This is a genomic window from Paenibacillus sp. Aloe-11 (assembly GCF_000245715.1).
Classification (GTDB): domain Bacteria; phylum Bacillota; class Bacilli; order Paenibacillales; family Paenibacillaceae; genus Paenibacillus; species Paenibacillus kribbensis.
Genome location: NZ_JH601047.1, coordinates 58,244 through 74,989, shown reverse-complemented (window position 1 = coordinate 74,989; position 16,746 = coordinate 58,244). Strand labels below are relative to the sequence as shown.

Annotated in this window: 14 protein-coding genes and 1 pseudogene; 8 read left to right on the top strand and 7 right to left on the bottom strand. The window is 45.0% G+C overall.

All coding sequences use genetic code 11. The features are described 5' to 3' along the window. Positions 1 to 595: NAD(P)H-dependent oxidoreductase (locus WG8_RS04535; protein WP_007428917.1), on the top strand; the 595-nt coding region annotated here is incomplete at its 5' end. A 121-nt stretch (positions 596 to 716) separates the two neighbouring features. Here the strand turns inward: WG8_RS04535 and WG8_RS04530 are convergent. The 3 genes from WG8_RS04530 to WG8_RS04520 all read right to left on the bottom strand — a co-directional run bounded on the left by WG8_RS04530 (position 717) and on the right by WG8_RS04520 (position 6,286). Continuing rightward, positions 717 to 3,521, bottom strand: coding sequence for an S-layer homology domain-containing protein (locus WG8_RS04530; RefSeq protein WP_043890786.1), 2,805 nt, complete (start codon positions 3,519 to 3,521; stop codon positions 717 to 719). A 412-nt stretch (positions 3,522 to 3,933) separates the two neighbouring features. After that, positions 3,934 to 4,641, bottom strand: coding sequence for a hypothetical protein (locus tag WG8_RS04525; protein ID WP_043890785.1), 708 nt, complete (start codon positions 4,639 to 4,641; stop codon positions 3,934 to 3,936). Between the two features lie 277 nt (positions 4,642 to 4,918). Further along, positions 4,919 to 6,286, bottom strand: a complete 1,368-nt coding sequence (locus WG8_RS04520; protein ID WP_007428914.1) for an amino acid permease — start codon at positions 6,284 to 6,286, stop codon at positions 4,919 to 4,921. A gap of 491 nt (positions 6,287 to 6,777) precedes the next feature. Between WG8_RS04520 and WG8_RS04515 the strand changes: the two genes are divergently transcribed. After that, positions 6,778 to 7,542, top strand: a complete 765-nt coding sequence (locus WG8_RS04515; protein WP_007428913.1) for an SDR family oxidoreductase — start codon at positions 6,778 to 6,780, stop codon at positions 7,540 to 7,542. A 166-nt stretch (positions 7,543 to 7,708) separates the two neighbouring features. On the opposite strand, the pseudogene WG8_RS26240 reads toward WG8_RS04515, so the two are convergent. Further along, positions 7,709 to 7,888 (bottom strand): annotated as a pseudogene (locus tag WG8_RS26240) (GNAT family N-acetyltransferase); the annotation flags it as partial. Positions 7,889 to 7,974: 86 nt separating this feature from the next. Continuing rightward, on the bottom strand, positions 7,975 to 8,451 hold the full coding sequence (locus tag WG8_RS04510) for a MarR family winged helix-turn-helix transcriptional regulator (RefSeq protein ID WP_007428912.1): 477 nt from the start codon (positions 8,449 to 8,451) through the stop codon (positions 7,975 to 7,977). A gap of 180 nt (positions 8,452 to 8,631) precedes the next feature. Between WG8_RS04510 and WG8_RS04505 the strand changes: the two genes are divergently transcribed. From WG8_RS04505 to WG8_RS04480, 6 genes are all read left to right on the top strand, one after another. Next, a complete protein-coding gene (locus tag WG8_RS04505; protein WP_007428911.1) occupies positions 8,632 to 9,507 on the top strand; it encodes an SDR family NAD(P)-dependent oxidoreductase in 876 nt (291 codons plus the stop codon). Positions 9,508 to 9,677: 170 nt separating this feature from the next. Further along, complete coding sequence (locus WG8_RS04500; protein WP_007428910.1) at positions 9,678 to 10,358, top strand: hypothetical protein; 681 nt, start codon at positions 9,678 to 9,680, stop codon at positions 10,356 to 10,358. Further along, positions 10,355 to 11,770 (top strand): phage baseplate assembly protein V, encoded by a 1,416-nt coding sequence (locus tag WG8_RS04495; protein WP_007428909.1) that lies wholly within the window; start codon positions 10,355 to 10,357, stop codon positions 11,768 to 11,770. Before WG8_RS04500 ends, WG8_RS04495 begins: the two co-directional genes overlap by 4 nt. 12 nt (positions 11,771 to 11,782) lie before the next feature. Beyond that, positions 11,783 to 13,066, top strand: a complete 1,284-nt coding sequence (locus WG8_RS04490; RefSeq protein ID WP_007428908.1) for a pentapeptide repeat-containing protein — start codon at positions 11,783 to 11,785, stop codon at positions 13,064 to 13,066. A 14-nt stretch (positions 13,067 to 13,080) separates the two neighbouring features. Continuing rightward, positions 13,081 to 13,593, top strand: coding sequence for a hypothetical protein (locus tag WG8_RS04485; protein WP_043890796.1), 513 nt, complete (start codon positions 13,081 to 13,083; stop codon positions 13,591 to 13,593). Between the two features lie 4 nt (positions 13,594 to 13,597). After that, on the top strand, positions 13,598 to 14,014 hold the full coding sequence (locus WG8_RS04480) for a DUF4280 domain-containing protein (RefSeq protein ID WP_007428906.1): 417 nt from the start codon (positions 13,598 to 13,600) through the stop codon (positions 14,012 to 14,014). A gap of 135 nt (positions 14,015 to 14,149) precedes the next feature. On the opposite strand, the gene WG8_RS04475 is transcribed toward WG8_RS04480, so the two are convergent. Then, the gene (locus tag WG8_RS04475; protein WP_007428905.1) at positions 14,150 to 15,628 is read right to left on the bottom strand and encodes a protein adenylyltransferase SelO; all 1,479 of its coding nucleotides are present in this window, start codon (positions 15,626 to 15,628) and stop codon (positions 14,150 to 14,152) included. Positions 15,629 to 16,193: 565 nt separating this feature from the next. Then, complete coding sequence (locus WG8_RS04470) at positions 16,194 to 16,691, bottom strand: GNAT family N-acetyltransferase (protein ID WP_007428904.1); 498 nt, start codon at positions 16,689 to 16,691, stop codon at positions 16,194 to 16,196. Between the last annotated feature and the right edge of the window lie 55 nt (positions 16,692 to 16,746).

The following is a 16,746-nucleotide window of genomic DNA, read 5'->3' as shown; positions in this document are numbered from 1 at the left end:
TAAAAAAATTAGCGATTCCGACTTCGATTTTATTCTTGAAACAGGTCGTTTATCCCCGAGTTCATTTGGCTTTGAGCCCTGGAAGTTCGTTGTCGTCCAAAGTAATGCTATGCGCGAGAAGCTGCTGCCTTACTCCTGGGGTGCCCAAAAACAGCTGCCAACAGCAAGCCATTTTGTACTCATCCTCTCCAGACTGCCTAAAGATATGGCAGCCTCATCCGATTACATCAAGGGTATGATGGAAAACGTACAGCAATTGCCTGCTGAAGTTATGCAAGGCAAAGAGAAAGTATATGACGCCTTCCTGAAATCAGATTTTGGACTGGAAGACAATGAAAGAGCGATGTTCGAGTGGGCCTGTCGACAAACCTACATCGCATTGGGCAATATGATGACAGCCGCAGCTCAAATCGGCATTGACTCCTGTCCGATCGAAGGCTTTAATAAACAGGAAATCGAACGTATTCTCTCCGAGGAAGGCATCATGGATGCCGAGCATTTCGGTATTTCCTGCATGGTGGCTTTTGGATACCGCCTGAATGAGCCGCGCGGAAAAACCCGGCGGTCTGTGGATCAGGTTATTGAATGGGTCTAACCACCAACGAATATCTTTCTCTAATGCAAAGGGGCGTCCTCTAGCCATTTCCATGGCTTTTGGGACGCCCCCTTTTTCATAAAACCTCTCAAATCTTAAAATATCCTGTTGCTCCAAACATTTACTGATAGTTCACTTTTTCTGAGAAATAAATCTCCTTCAAACGATTCTTTACGCGCTGGATTTCATCTGCTGTTAACGGAGCCGTAGGAGCTAGCTTGAAGTTCCTTCCGGTGACATAGCTTACATCCGTTTTCTTATCCAGGTTGTATGGTAACTTCGGAATCGGACTGCGGGTATAGTCAGTAAAATCAATAATGGACCATGCCGCATCTCCATCCTCCTTGGATAAAATGATCCGCTGTGAGGCGTTTTCAGTCCACAAGTAACGCAGATTGGCCGGCGAATTATTGGAGCCCATGGGCGTCTTAAAGCCCGAGCCCCTAAACATGAGTGTAAATTCCGAGTGATCATTATTCGATCCAGCTGACGATTCATAAATCTGCTTCAGTCCGTCCACTCCCACAATCTCGACCTCACGGTCAACAGGGAAGTGATTCACAAAGTTATCCCATATTTGAGAAGAGTTTTGGTTCTGGGCAAACGAGTTGATACCCAGAATAATGGACATGTAGTTTACCGTATTTAAACGTTGATAAGGATTATCCAGATATTGCTGTGCTATATACAGTTGTGGTGCCGCATCCGTTTCATTCATATATGGGTCACCTGGATGGAGCGTCCAGCGTGAGGAAACTCCTGTATAGCGCGATCCAATGGGATCAATCGTAATCGAGTTCATAAACACGATACCGCTATTATCAGTAAGCCCCTGTGCGGGAACAATCGGATTATCCTTATTGGACCAGTAAGGCATCAAAGGTGAACCCTCACCATACATGTCGTTAGCATTATACTGTGTAGCCGACCACCCCATGGCTGAAGTGATCTTATAATGATCTTTAAGCCATTGGGCCTGCTCAGGATTCACTGTAAAGCTGGTCAATGATTTAGGCAGATACTTCCGATATTGGTCTGTATCCATGCTTTCAAACACCGAAGGTGATCCCATCGTACCGCCTTGGTGCAGCTCATTGAGTGCATTATAACGATACATATACAGCCACTCGTCCATCCGTGCTTCCCAAATAGGAAGATTGTACAGGTTATTCGCATATCCGTCCATAATCCCGACTTCATCGCCATACTGATCCACGTATGCCAAAACCTGTTTAAGCTGCGGGCGATTCGTGTCTACAAAAACAAATGTATTTTCCATCGCCCAGGTCACTTTTAAGTTGGGGCCAAAGTGATCCATCAGCAACTGACGAGCCTGCTTAATTTGGTCTACCGTGGTCGCACTGCCTCCTTGTCCCTGCAGCATTATGGAGACAGCAAAATATTGCTTTTTGCGTTCACCTGGTACTACAGTTAACTCGGCATCGGATATGAAGTGAATTCCCTGTGATGGTGATTCAACCTCGATCTTGAATGGAATGACCGAGTTCACTGCCGGAATCAAATGCAGATTGACAATACGTCCATCCTCATCAAATATTCCACTGGAATCCTCTATCCGAAGCTTCAAGTCTGACGGCAACGAACCGAGCGGTATGACCTCTCCCTTTGCATTGTGAAATACATAGGGCATGCTCCAGGCTGCAGGGTCTAGATTAGTGGCCTGTGAAATGGTGTACGTCGCCAAGTATACGGACCTGATTACATTCGGAGCCTCTGGTGGAGGAGTCTTCTCCTTAACAATCAGCTTGGTCTGTGCTTTAAGCACCCGATAAGGTTTGGCAATGGTGACTTCCAACTCGACAGGAATCATACCATCTGCAGCAGGGATATTTTCAGCATGTGCGATTTTCCCCTGTTCATCAAACACACCTAATGCATCACTAAATGTATAAGTAACACTTGTAACGCTGGCAGCGGGAATGCTTACCGGCTGCCCTTCTTTGTAGAGCTGAAAGGACAGCTGATACGAAGGATACGTTTCCGGTTGATTTATGAGCTCCGGCGCCTTGATTACGACCTCATCCACTACAAAATCCGAAGAGTGATCCGGTGGCTTAGGATCAGGTACCGGTGGCTTGGGATCAGGTACCGGTGGCTTGGGCTTTGAGCTGTGTCTTTCAGGCTCCTCAATTTCCGGATTCACAGGTTGGGGCCTAATTTCCGGTGCCAAGTCGACCACTGGTTTGTCCGGTTCCGGCAGGCTAGGCGGCTGATTCATCGTTCCAGCTCCGTTACCTGACTCCAGCAAACGCTTGGCACGCCCTCTCAGATCGTCACCGCCTAGCCATACCCGATAAGCAACCAACGTGGCATCTTGTCGTGTCACAAATTTTTTGGGATGGAAATAATGATTCGTATCTCCCTCTATCAGCTCTAATCGCTCCATCAGCCACACGCTCGTTTGTGCATAGTCTGATATATCAGATTGATCCACAAAACTGGATATACCGGCAAACCGGGTATCTTCAGAAACACCAAAATACCGGGCATACCAAACGGCCATATCCTGACGAGTCATATTGTGCTTGGCACCAAATAATTGATCACTAATTCCTTTCGTAATGTTCTCTTTCTGCAAGATCTGAACATAAGGTAGAGCCCAGGGAGAAACATCACGAAAAGAAATAACGTTTTTGTCATTCGGTGTACGTATTAAGGTTTTAGCGAAGATGCTAGCCCATTCCTGCCGCGAAATAAAAAATACAGGTCGAAAACTGCCATCCTGATAACCCGTAACATAACCTTGAGCAGCCATGGCCTCAATCGCATCCGCTGCGTAGGAATGTTCAATATCGTTAAAGGCCCTATCTGCAAAAACAGGCACAGTATGTATACAGAACAACCAAACAGCCAGTAAACCAGTCATGTATTGCCTAATTCGTTTTAACTTTTTCTCACATCTCATTATTTTAGATCATTACACCACCTTTAAGAGATAGCATTGGATCATTTTCACCTGTTCCTTTGTTTCAACTTTGAAAATAACCCCACTTGTTTTCAAAACGAATTTTCATTTCCATTAACACCAAACTGTATATAATTAAATTATCGGAATAATCCCCCTGGAATTGAATAAGGCCAGTAAAAAAAAGTAATTCTGTCCTTATGCTAATTAATATACTTTTAAAGCCGTATATCCCAATCACTTAACAATGGTTTTCATTGGGAATTAAATGCTTATCACCTTATTAGACTGCTATTTTGGTCACGCCTACAAATAAAACAAAAGATAACATCATGTATCCTCATGAGTATGAAGAATACACAATGTTATCTCGTTCTTGTGTAGATAAGTTTATTAAATCCTGCCTGCTCTTTTAATTCACTTTTATTTCAGAACCTTTATAAACATAAAAGTAGCCGTTTAAAATTCCATTTGCCGGATAAGCAGCAGGATCTTTGCCCTTTATTTGGCCTACCAACTCTTGATTGATAAACGTAGGGGTTCCTTCTTCAACTAACGCTTCAGCAGACATTTCACTGATCGGTTTTACTGTACTGGACCGGAATGTAACTAAATAGACATCGTTAGCATTAAAATGATATCGTTCTTCCGTTGGAGTCCCCTCATAAAACAGCTCTGCCAAAGAAGCCGCTTCAGACCCTCTCATAAAAACGCGAATATCATCGGTTCCGTTCCATTTGTGTGGAACTCCACTAGTAGGATTTATATACTCTACGACCTCAGGCTCCTGATTGCTAGCAGAATCAATAACCGAATATTTATAAACCCCATCTGTTACACTCTTGGTCGCAACTCCGGTTGTTTTCTCTGTTCTATAGCCGCTGAACCCTCCATACACATTCGGGGTTTTGCTAATAGCAGCAAAGAACTTTTCCTGATCCATTTGTCCTGCTCTGCCAGGTACTGGAGTCAACTTGTAGGTCCTGACCTCAGTCCCCTTGTACTTCTCCCAAGTGTATTCAAAATAGTAACTCGCATGAGATACTCCACTGTTCCAGCCTACAGATGCCAGCATGATAATACCTAGCATGAATAATAATGGCCATTTTTTCAACATCATACCTTCTCCTTCTTTTTTCTTAATACAATGCATTATAGCGTTTCAGTAATTATACTGACAGTTAAATTTTAGAAAGAGATAAGAATAATTTTGTTCTTTATTCATTTGATGTACCACAGTCTGTCCTTTAGAATATAGAATACACTAGATTCTATTTATATTAAGGCTGACTGTGTGAAAAGGATAACCTCACGTAAAAAATGCCGAGCGAAATCAGGATATAACCCTGAATGACACTCGGCAAATTTTACATATTTAACAAGCTTCTAGTTTTCCTCTAGTCTTCAATTCTCTGCCGCTTTCCTATGCCAAAGACAAAATATCCAACAACGACGAGCGCCATAAATGATGCACCCACAATCAATGACATACGTGTGTCTGGATTGAACCACATCCCTACGATCACTAGCAATAAGAAGACAATGGTGATGTAATTGCTGATTGGGAAAAAACGAGACTTAAAAGTGTGATCCTTCATTTCGTTTTTCCATTTTTTCCTGAATTTAAATTGGCTGATTGCTAACGCAAACCACGGTACCATGCCTGGAAGAACACTGGCGCTGTAGATGTACAGAAACAGTTTTGAATCAGGTAATAAGTAATTAAAAAGCACTCCGATCAGCAGTAGGGAAATCGTCGTAATAATACTATTTTTAGGGACACCGCTTTTGGAGACTTTTCCGAAAAACTTAGGGGCTTGTCCGTTTTTAGCCAACGTATACAACATTCTTCCCGCGCTATAAATACCACTGTTGCAACCTGACATCGCTGCTGTAAGAACAACAAAGTTAATGATACCCGCAGCGGCCACAATCCCTACTTTGGCAAAGGTTAGAACAAAAGGACTGCCAATCTCGCCAATCTGGTTCCAAGGATAGATCGTAACAATAACAAAAATCGCACCCACGTAAAAAATCAGAATACGCCAGATGATGTTTTTAATGGCTTTTCGCAGTGTCATTTTCGGATTTTCTGCTTCACCCGCTGTAATACCTACCATCTCTATACCTTGATAGGCCGCCGTCACAATACATAGTGCGAATAGAAAACCTTTTAAACCACCTGCAAAAAAACCACCATGGCTGTATAAGTTGGAGAGACCAATCGGCTGCCCGCCATTACCTAAACCAAAAAAGATCAGGCCTGTACCAACAACCAGCATAAAGATAATAGCAACAATCTTAATCATGGCAAACCAAAACTCAAATTCCCCATAAAACTTTACAGCCGCCAAATTAGCTAACGCGATAATAACTACACCTGCCAGAGCTGGCAGCCATTGCGGAATATCCGGAAACCAATAACCCACATACACCCCAATCGCAGTCACCTCAGCCATACCTACCGTAACCCATAAGAACCAATAGCTCCAAGCGGTCAAAAAACCAGCCAAAGGGCTGATATATTTGTGGGCAAAAGTAGCGAATGAGCCCGTCACCGGTTCGAGAACCAGCATTTCCCCCATGATCCGCATGATAAAAAACATAATAATCCCAGCTAAGAGATAAGCCAGCAGCACAGAGGGACCCGCCCATTTTATCGTACTTGCTGATCCCATAAACAAGCCAACACCAATTGTTCCTCCAAGCGCAATCAGCTCAACATGCCGTGGCTTTAGCCCTCTCGTTAATTGTTTCGATTCCAAAAGAACGCTCCCCTTCGTAAATGTTTATCATCAAACGTTAATGACCCGGAAAACTGCCCCCAAAACATTATTAATTTTTCAGACTGACGCAGTCCTGGCCGAACGGACTACAAAATAGCTCCACGATTCGTAAATAAACAAAGAGACCACGCCCTATTCACCGTCCAAACCTTACTGTTTCTAAGACCGAGTCCGTAGCATTAGGTGAATTGTATGACAAAAAACGCCTAAATACAACTGCTAATTGGTAGACATTTTTAGGGATGAAATGGAAAGGAAGAAGATTCTTTTTTCTGAACATTGGTCAATTTAAACCAATCAGTTAGATTAGAAAAAGTATTTAAACACATGTGTTTTTTTCAATGATAAATATCATGATTTCTGCCTTATTGAAGTCTGCATATCTCCCTGAATTCGAATATAAGAGCAACATTTCAAAAATCACCTCATGATATAACTAAACATGAATTCCAGACTAAGGAGATGAAAATATGAGTAAGCTAGAAGGCAAAATTGCTTTAGTAACCGGCGCAAGCCGAGGGATTGGTCGCAGCATTGCGCTGCGTCTGGCACAGGAGGGTGCCGTCGTCGCCGTACACTATGGAAGAAAACAGCATGAAGCAGAGGAGGTGGTTCATAAGATTGAGCAAAGTGGAGGGAACGCCTTTACGATAGGAGCCGACTTAAGCACCCTTGACGGCATTCATGATTTATTTGCGAGCTTGGATGAAGCTCTTAAGGAACGTACTGGCGACCATCGACTCGATATTCTCGTCAACAACGCTGGAATCGGCCAAATTGTAACCTTGGAAGAGACGACAGAAGCATCTCTTGACGAAGTCATGAACATTAATGTCAAAGCACCGCTTTTTGTTACCCAGCAAGCTTTGCCGCGCCTAAGAGACGGAGGGCGCATCATCAATATCTCATCATTTGTTACACGTGTAGCCTCTCCCAGTGTTTTTGCCTACAGCATGTCAAAGGGTGCGGTCGACACACTTACGCGCGTTTTGGCTCTTCAGCTTGGGAGCCGCAATATTACGGTGAACGCCATCCAGCCTGGCATTATTAATACAGAAATGAATGACAGCACGTTAAAAGATCCCGATGGGCAGAAATTTGCCGCTGGCCTTTCAACCTTCAAAAGGTGGGGGGAACCTGAAGATGTCGCGGATATCGCTGCCTTTCTCGCTTCATCAGACAGCCGCTGGGTAACGGGTCAGTTGATTGATGCAAGTGGCGGATCTCATCTGTAAATGAATAGGTTCAAAAGCCTGGCTAAACGGGCTTTTCCCCTCTCATTTAACCTTATGATCGCCTATCCTCAGTCACGAGGCTGCCTGTTTACCTGACAGCCTCGTGCTATTTCCTCATTGAGTCTCGTGTCACGAAGCTTACACAGCTATCCAATGAAAATACGTATTATTTGAACCTTTTTATAAAATTTTTTTGGTCTTTAGTAAACTGATACCCACGTTGTTCATAGAACCTGTGCGCATGTATTCGACTTGGGTGAGATAACAGTTTAATTCCGGAAAATCCATGCTTCTTTCCCCACTGTTCAAGCCGCTCAATCAACATGCTGCCTATACCCTGATTTCTCTAATCTGTTTTCCTTTCATTTTTGCACACCTCCTATTTTTACGGTTCATTGAACCTGCTCACAGGCTTGGTTTCATCCAAAATAGTCAGGCATCTTCTTTAACTATGGTTTGTCCGTTAAAACACTTAAGCATCCCAATAAACGCTTCAAGCTTGGAATCCTCCCATGTTGAAATGCGTTGATAAAATTCATTTTCTTTTACTTTTAAAGCATTCAGGGCTTTTTCACGGCCAAAAGCTGTCAGGGATATCAATACACCCCGGCGATCCTCAGGATGGGTTTCACTTTTTACATAATTCAAGCGCTTAAGCTGAGAAACAAGCCGACTGACAGAGCTTCGATCCATAGCGGTGGATTCCGCCAAAAATGTAGCGCTCGCCGAACCGTATGAAAGAAGACAACGTACAATCAGAAAAGCTGCAGGTTGTAATGCTGGATCGAAAAGTGCCGCAGTTCTTACATTGAGTGCATGTGATGCACTTATAAGTGCATTAAGCTGTTTACCAAGATCCAGTTCTAATTGCACTCTTGTAGAATTTGGATGTTGAATTTTATTTTCCATAGGTTTACACACCTCATTATAAATTAGCTTAAATATATTTGACATATATCAATCGAAATGCATATACTTGATATATATCAATCATATTTTTGATTTGGTTAACTGTCAAGCAGAACGCGTCTAAAACGATAGAACGGTAATATGAATGCAATTTATTCAAGATTTTGGAGGAGTATTTATATGTCGACATATCCGATTATAGTAATTACTGGTGCTACTAGCGGTCTTGGACAATTGACAGCAATTGAATTAGCCAAACGCGGGGCACACCTGGTCTTAACAGCCAGAAATGAAAAGCGTGCTGAAACAACTAAAAATATTCTAGAGGATCTTGTACCCAATCCTAAGGTACACTTTTTTTTCGGAGACCTGTCTCTGATGAAAGATGTCAGGCGCATTGGAAATGAGATTAAAGCTAATTATCCAAAGATTGATGTATTAGTGAACAATGCAGGATTACATGGTTTTGAACAGCGAGTGACCTCAGAGGGATTTGCAGAAATGATGGCAGTAAACTATCTTGCACCATGGCTGTTAACACATACATTACTCCAGCCATTAATGAATTCAAAAAATGCAAGGATCGTCAATGTGGCTTCTGAAGCATCACGTAACCATGGCAAGCTTAAATTGCCAGAGGATTTGACAGAAACATCTGCCTTTACTGCAAGAGGTTCTTCTATAATTTACGGAAAGACTAAACTTCTTAATATTATGTATACGGGAGAACTTGGACGTCAATTGGATGGAACTGGGGTCACTGTTAACGCGCTTAATCCAGGATTTAACGTGACCGGGCTTGGCCGTGAGTTAGGTTTTTCTTCGGTACTTGCCAAAATATTGAATGCTTTGCATATCGGAGATCCGCGAAAAGGAGCGGACATTATTATTCGTTTAGCTACAGAATCTCAATATCAAGAAGTGACAGGTGGATACTTTAATGTCGGCACTGGAAGGCCCATTGTTCCAGCTTACCCTGGTGGGGATATCATTATGCAACGTCAACTATGGAGTGCTACTAAAGAATTGTTACAACAAAAAGGGATGATAGAATGAATCGCCTCCTTCCAAAAATACACATTGCCTCCCAACGGAATGGGTCATTTTGTAAACTAAATTTCTCTTTTAACCGATAAAAACATATGCTGGGTTCGCAATTCAATATCTCCTTCTATCTCCAAGATTTAAGTATCATCTCTTATTTTTCATAAAAAAGGGGGCTTCCTGTGAACTATCTAGACGAGCATATTGTTAGCCTCAAAGCTAAATTGATGGATCAGACGACAGCTAATAACGGTGGTTTACAATCCATTCCAGCTCAAAATCAGGAATCGGAACAGAATGGTTCCATGTCTGAACAAAATAAGCTCTTTCATATTCAAAATGAACACCTCGCGTTAGAGCCAAGAACGATACTGGATGGGGAAATCGGCTTCTATATTCCCAAATCCTTTAGTCCTATGCCAGTGGAGCAGGCTGCAATCAAATATCCCTCCGAGCATCGTCCACAGGATATTTATACCTTAGCAGAAGGAACGATTAATATCAGTTTTAATCCTACGGATTCGTTTTTAGAAGTGGATGAGCTTTCCGAGTTCGTGGAACAAATGGCAGACGTTTTACGGTCGGTACAACCCATTCGCAACTGGCTCGGCTCGGAAATGTTTATCAATCATTCCGGGCTTTCAATCGGACGGATTCGTTTTATAGCAGCGGGAATAGACGGGAATCTATACAACGAATTGCTGCTTTTTATCCACAAGGGACGAGTTGTAATAGGCTCCTTCAGCTGTCTGGAAGCAGAGCTCGAAGCATGGTTGCCTGTAGCGGAATATTGGGGCCAGTCCCTTCGTGTCCTTATGCCCTCCCCCTATTCTGCAAATGAGAAAGGAATGATTTCACGATGAGTCTGGGATACGATCAAATTCAAATTCACCCTTATGACCAAATCGATCTGGAGCAGCTTACCTTAACAAAAAAAATTAACGAGCATACCCGACTTTATTTTACAGGTGTGATTCCTGAAGACTTGCAGGACAGCTACGTGGAAGCGACAGAAAAAAATACTGTAATTGAGGTGAGCCAACGGGATGAATCTGGTGCCAGCAAGCCGCTATTTAGTGGGATTGCCCTCTCGGTCGAGGTCAAAGTCGTGCGGGGTGTCTACTATCTGGAGGTGGAGGCGATTTCCCATACTTACCGGATGGACATTAAGCAGCGTACCCGTTCTTTTCAATATACGAAAATGACGATTCCTCAAATGCTGGAGCATATAGGCAAGGACTATGAAGGGCTGGATGTCATTGACGGAGCTACTGGCGGAGAAGCTATCGGGCGGATTGCCATTCAATACCAGGAGACAGATTGGGCGTTCTTGAGACGTATAGCCTCTCGCTATCATACGAGTCTGATGCCTGTGGCCCGTTTTGACAGTCCCAAGTTTTATTTTGGCATTGAAGATAGTCCTGCGCAGGCGGTACTGGATCATACCCGTTATACCGTACGCAAGCAGTTGCTGCCTTTTCGTTATTTTCAGGAGAATGAGCAGACCAAGCTGAGTGAGCATGATTTTATTTTTTATGAGGTAGAAACGGATGAGGTGCTCGACTTAGGCGCTCAATTGAATTTTCAGGGGCACAACTTGTATGTGATGGAAGCCTACACCGCAATGAGTCAAGGACTGCTGCAGCATCAATACGTGCTGGGTTCTTACCAGGGATTTCGGCAAAAAAGCTACTACCAGGATAAGCTGGCAGGAGCCTCGTTAAGTGGTGTTGTACTGGACGTCCGTCAGGATCAAGTACGTATCCATCTCGATTGCGATGAACAGCAGGATGCAAGCAAAGCGCATTGGTTCAACTATTCAACCGTGTACAGTGGCGGTGGCCATACCGGCTGGTACGTTATGCCGGAAAAAGGCGATTCGGTATCCCTTTATTTCCCTGGCAGTCGGGAAGAAGACGGCGTGGCAGGCAGTGCGGTAAGGCGGGCAGATCGCAAGAGTACACATAACCATTTTTCCAACCCGCAAATGAAAATATGGCGTACTCCGCACGGCAAGGAAATTCGGCTCGGGCCGGATGAGCTGGTCGTTACAGGTAAGGACGGCGCTATTTATATCAAGCTGGACGATAAAGAAGGCATTCATATCACGAGCAGCAAGCAAGTGAATATTTCAGCGGGAGGCAATCTCAGCCTGTCTGCGGGTAAAACGATGAGCCTGTCCGCAGGTAGCCAGCTCCGTATGGATTGTAATGGCAGTCATATTGAATTAAGCGGTTCGGCGGACATGAAGGGCAGCGAAGTGAAGTCTAATTAAGGATGATTTTAAATGGAAAAGCAAACAGATGTGTTAGGTCAGCAACAAGCGACCCTGCTTCGGGCATGGTCTCTCATTCGCCAAGAATGGGCGTTAAAATGTAGAGCCACACAAGGATCACGACTCCAGCATATCGTAGAACATTTTCGCACCTTTTGTCAGTTCGCTCGGCCAAAGCAGCTAGAAGATCCTAAAGGCAATATTGGCTACATCACCTATTCCATGCTGCGCACCACATGGCTTGAGCAAAAGCCTGTTTATCTCGTCGAGGCTACGGACGCCTTATGGATGCTGGATGCTGAGCCTATTGCGTTGGAGTACGATGCAGGTTGGGTCTTTTCCTATTGGACTCAGCTACGTGAACAGCTTTTGGCCGAAGCCTTGAAGCAGCAGGTATCTCTGTCCGGGCTAGAATTGGAGCAAATCATGCTGGAAGCAGCGGGATATCTTCATACGATGATCGTTAGCCTGATTCGGCAGGCTATGAAACAAGCAGTTGCTTTACCAGAGTTTCAGGCACTGGATCGTGAAGAGACTTTTGAGATTCGGGTCGGAGAGTATATGGATCACAGCGTGTCTGTGTACCGGGAAGATCGCAAACCAATGGATGCGAACGTAATCAAGTCTTGGCTGGAGGAAAAAGAAGAGGGGGCCTACAGCTACCAAACGCTGACCCAAGTCGACCTATCCGGTGGAGATTACAGCTCGCTGGATTTTCGCTATACAGCCTTTCGCCAGATCAGGATGGAACATAGTCGATTGCATAGCTGCATTCTCGCAGGAACTGTGTGGCAAGTGGCTCAGCTGGATGGAACCGACTTTTCATACAGCCTGCTTCATGGAGCCGATTTTAGTGGTTGCTCCCTGCAAGAGGCTATACTGGACACCGTTTCCGGGAATAGCGAATATGGTGGTTCAGGTGCTTGGCTGGACTGGGAGCCATTAGGATGGGATGGAGTCAATTTTACAGGAGCGAGTTTACAAGGAGCCAGCTTTCAACATGCTCAGCTTCAGGGGGCCGTTTTCCAAGACAGCTCGCTGCAAAGTGCTTTATTTATTGGAGCGGATCTGACAGACGCCTGCTTTGTGGGGGCCGATATAACGGGTGCTTCCTTCACAGACGCTTGCTTAGTAAGAGCTGATTTTACAGGAGCAAAGATCAACCGGGTAAGCTTTACAGAGGAACAATTAAGCCAAGCTATAGGTCTCGCTGTGGAAGCACCTCCTCCGTCCCATCCTCGTCTTAAGGCTATACAGGCAACAGATACGGTGAGTAAAGGAGACCTGATACATTGAGATATTTTCGACTCATGGTGGACGAGCGCGTCAAGCATCGGGTGGAGCCTGCTTCCCTGTCTCCATTGCAGGTGGAGGATATTCTTTCGGATAGCAGAACTCAGGCGGAGGACACTCCCTTGTTTTTAGCTGTACATACAGATTCACGGACCGTATATCCGGATTTTCTGGAGCTCCCTTTACCGCTGGTTTCAGATTCGATGAAAGCATTATTGGAGAAATATATGCCGGGATTAGAATGGAAAGCAGCTATACTTACCGATTTTCAGCAGGCCAGACAGGACGTGTACTGGGTACTGCGTCCTCCGGTGGTGGATTGTCTTTCCTCAAAAACCGAGTGGTATCCCGACCATACCTTAAAGCACTTGGTACTTAGACACGAGAAAATCGAGCCCTCTATATTTCGGATTGCCGGTTTAATGGAAGCTCATATCTACATCAATCTCGCAGTGGCTGAAAGTCTGCTACGTCGTCCATTTACAGGAGTTCGAGTGCAAAAATTAGAGATGGCAACTAAGGAGGAATAACAGGATGGAAGAAGCAAGTGTGCAGCCTGGAACAGGCGCGAAAAAAAGCTACGTCGTGGCAGGTGCGATTTTAAGCTGCAGCTACGGTACACAGCCTACCCGTTTGAAGCGCCCTTTTAGCCACGGGGTGTATGTCAAAAATAAAGCACAGATGAATATTGGAGATTACGTGCCGGGGGTAAACATCAAATCTTTTGGTAATTGCTCCAGTCCACTCAATCCGGCTGTACAAGCCAGTCAGATGGTTGATATTTATGGGGTAAAAAAGGCCCCATGCGTTCCTGTCCTTACGATGCCTTGGCTAAACGGGAAAAGCGACATGAGAATTGAAGGCCAACCCGCTCTAACGCAAAACTGTACTCATCAGTGTCTGTATTGCGGACATATTCAAATCGAAAATGACGGTCAGGAGCTGGATTAACGGTTGTCACTTACCCACTTTTCAGGAGCTGGATTTTGCCAAATCCCCAGATAAAAACCAAATGCGCTGGTGAGAGAACGGCTATCTTCTCCACCAACGCATGAAATAGGTTATCCGCAAATGGCTCACTTCACATCAGGTACCGCAAAAGGTTCGGTATGTGCAGCTGGATTCCTCAGGCAATGTAGCGTAAATCTCCTGTTCGTCAGAGTAGGCATACGGGTTCGAAAGAACTCCAAGAAGCTGCTCCATCACACGATAGTCTTCTCGTTCCACCGCAGCCTCCAGCGCCTCTTCTACCCTGTGGTTGCGCGGGATGATGGCGGGATTGCTGCTGCGCATCAGTTGATGAGCGGAGGCTTGTGACTCCTGCTGTCTGCCCAATCTCGCCTGCCATTGCTCATTCCACTGCGTAAATTCCGCAGTGTTGTACAGGACCGTATCCTCGGGCTTGTCCAAAGTTAGGGCACGGAAGGTATTGGTGTAGTCCGCACGATACTTCTGCATCATGCCAAGAAGGTCTTTAATCAGGGATTCATCCTGCGGCTCTTCGTTAAAAATCCCGAGCTTCGCTCTCATTCCCGCGAGCCAATGATGGTGAAACATTTTTGCAAAATCTGAAATCGCATCCTCGGCCAGTTTGACAGCCTGCTCCCTGTTGTCATGCAGCAGCGGCAAGAGGGTCTCCGCAAATCTTGCGAGATTCCATGCGGCAATGTGCGGTTGATTGGCATAAGCGTAGCGGCCCTGAATATCAATGGAACTGAATACGGTCTCAGGGTCATAGGTATCCATGAAGGCACAAGGGCCGTAATCAATAGTTTCCCCGCTAAGGGTCATGTTATCAGTGTTCATCACCCCGTGAATAAATCCCACAAGCTGCCATTTGGCAATCAGCTCGGCCTGACGTTTGATCACTGCCTGAAGCAGGGAAAGGTAGCGGTTTTCGTCAGCGACAACTTCCGGATAATGCCTTTCCAATGTGTAATCAGCCAAGAGTCGAAGATTTTGGGTAGTCCCCCATGCTACGACGTATTGGAAGGTGCCGACGCGAAGATGACTGGCTGCCACACGAATCAGAACCGCACCAGGCAGCTCGGTTTCCCGGATGATCGACTCACCCGTTGTTACCACCGCCAGACTGCGGGTGGTAGCAATACCTAGCGCATGCATCGCTTCACTAATGATGTATTCGCGGAGCATCGGCCCAAGTGCCGCCCGACCATCACCACCGCGGGAGTATGGCGTTCTGCCTGAACCCTTGAGTTGAATATCAACTCGCTCCCCCGAGGGAGTAATCTGTTCGCCAAGCAGCAAAGCACGACCGTCTCCCAACATGTTAAAATGCCCAAATTGATGGCCTGCGTAGGCTTGGGCAAGGGGCGCAGCCCCCTCGGGAACCCGATTGCCGGCAAGCACTGCAACTTCATCCTTTTGCTGCAGCATTGAATCGTTCAACCCCAGCGATGCTGCCAACGGATGATTAAAAATAATCAGCTTTGGTGAGCGAACAGGGTTGGGGCTGAGCCTTGTAAACAATGATTCCGGCAAACGAGAATAACTATTGTCGAAGTTCCATCCTGTTTTATCTGCTATTTCTTTTTTCTCCGTCATAGCGTCTCCTTTTTCCGTTGTAGTATCTCAGGCTTCACCAGTTTAGTTTTTACTTCCGTCCATTTATTATCCACTATTCCCCATACTATTCTGCTCTTTAGCGGGAAAAGGCAGCCGAATCATTCGGTTGCCTTTTCATTTTTGATTATTAAAATATCGTTATCCCAGGAGCATAGTAGCGCCTCGCCGCTTACTACATCTTATTTAAGAGTGGTCACATAATAATGAGACTCAGCAGAAATCTCAAACCCTGCCGATTGGTAGAGGTTTACTGTTGTTCTAACATTCGAATTTGAGCCATTTGATGATTGGAAAAGTCATTCATTTTAGTAATTTTATATTTTTGCATGTTAGTTGTGATTGCCTCATCAAGAAGGAAACACGCAGTTTAAGGACGAATAGGCGCTATCCTTCTAAAAACTGCCCGTTTATTCATGCTTACCATTGGGACCGCCTCCTTGATATCTTATTACTACAATTTAAACTTAATATTAAAACAAATCAATATCATCCCGATAAAATGAACAGTTCCGTATCAATCGCTGATACAACAGCAATTGAATGTTCACAGAAAATCTACACGTTTTAGTTTCAGCTCCATAAACACATCCGCTCTTACATAGGGCATGGGTCCGATTCGCTTAACAGGAACATGCTTGAACCCAACCGATTCGTAAAGATGAACGGCGTTCGGCAGCTTGGTGCTACTGCCCAAAAAGAGTGATGTTGCACCAAGCTCGCGTGCGCGGTCGATGGCGGCATCGATGATTCTCCGTCCGTATCCGCGTCCCCGCGCCTCGGGTGTAACGCTCATCTTCGATAGCTCGAACACGCCAGCTCCGCTCGGGACGAGGGCAACGCATCCGACGATCGAATCTCCAGCACGAGCGATGAGCACATCTCCTCCTCTGTTCACGATATTCTCCACCGGATTATCAAGGATGACCCGATCCTCCTCTTCAATCGTGAAGAAACGAGTGATCCATTCCTCGTTAAGAGTTTTAAAGGCATGAGTCTCATTGGTCGTCTTCATCGAAGTGATCGTGAGTACTGTTTCGAGCATGATATGTTTCCTCCTCTTGTATGCTTTACTCCACTGTAGAAAAAAACGAACGATT

Coding starts and splice junctions, on each gene's coding strand:
- WG8_RS04530 (WP_043890786.1), bottom strand. CDS start 3,521: ATGAGATGTGAGAAAAAGTTAAAACGAATTAGGCAATACATGACTGGT.
- WG8_RS04525 (WP_043890785.1), bottom strand. CDS start 4,641: ATGATGTTGAAAAAATGGCCATTATTATTCATGCTAGGTATTATCATG.
- WG8_RS04515 (WP_007428913.1), top strand. CDS start 6,778: ATGAGTAAGCTAGAAGGCAAAATTGCTTTAGTAACCGGCGCAAGCCGA.
- WG8_RS04510 (WP_007428912.1), bottom strand. CDS start 8,451: ATGGAAAATAAAATTCAACATCCAAATTCTACAAGAGTGCAATTAGAA.
- WG8_RS04505 (WP_007428911.1), top strand. CDS start 8,632: ATGTCGACATATCCGATTATAGTAATTACTGGTGCTACTAGCGGTCTT.
- WG8_RS04495 (WP_007428909.1), top strand. CDS start 10,355: ATGAGTCTGGGATACGATCAAATTCAAATTCACCCTTATGACCAAATC.
- WG8_RS04490 (WP_007428908.1), top strand. CDS start 11,783: ATGGAAAAGCAAACAGATGTGTTAGGTCAGCAACAAGCGACCCTGCTT.
- WG8_RS04485 (WP_043890796.1), top strand. CDS start 13,081: ATGGTGGACGAGCGCGTCAAGCATCGGGTGGAGCCTGCTTCCCTGTCT.
- WG8_RS04480 (WP_007428906.1), top strand. CDS start 13,598: ATGGAAGAAGCAAGTGTGCAGCCTGGAACAGGCGCGAAAAAAAGCTAC.
- WG8_RS04475 (WP_007428905.1), bottom strand. CDS start 15,628: ATGACGGAGAAAAAAGAAATAGCAGATAAAACAGGATGGAACTTCGAC.
- WG8_RS04470 (WP_007428904.1), bottom strand. CDS start 16,691: ATGCTCGAAACAGTACTCACGATCACTTCGATGAAGACGACCAATGAG.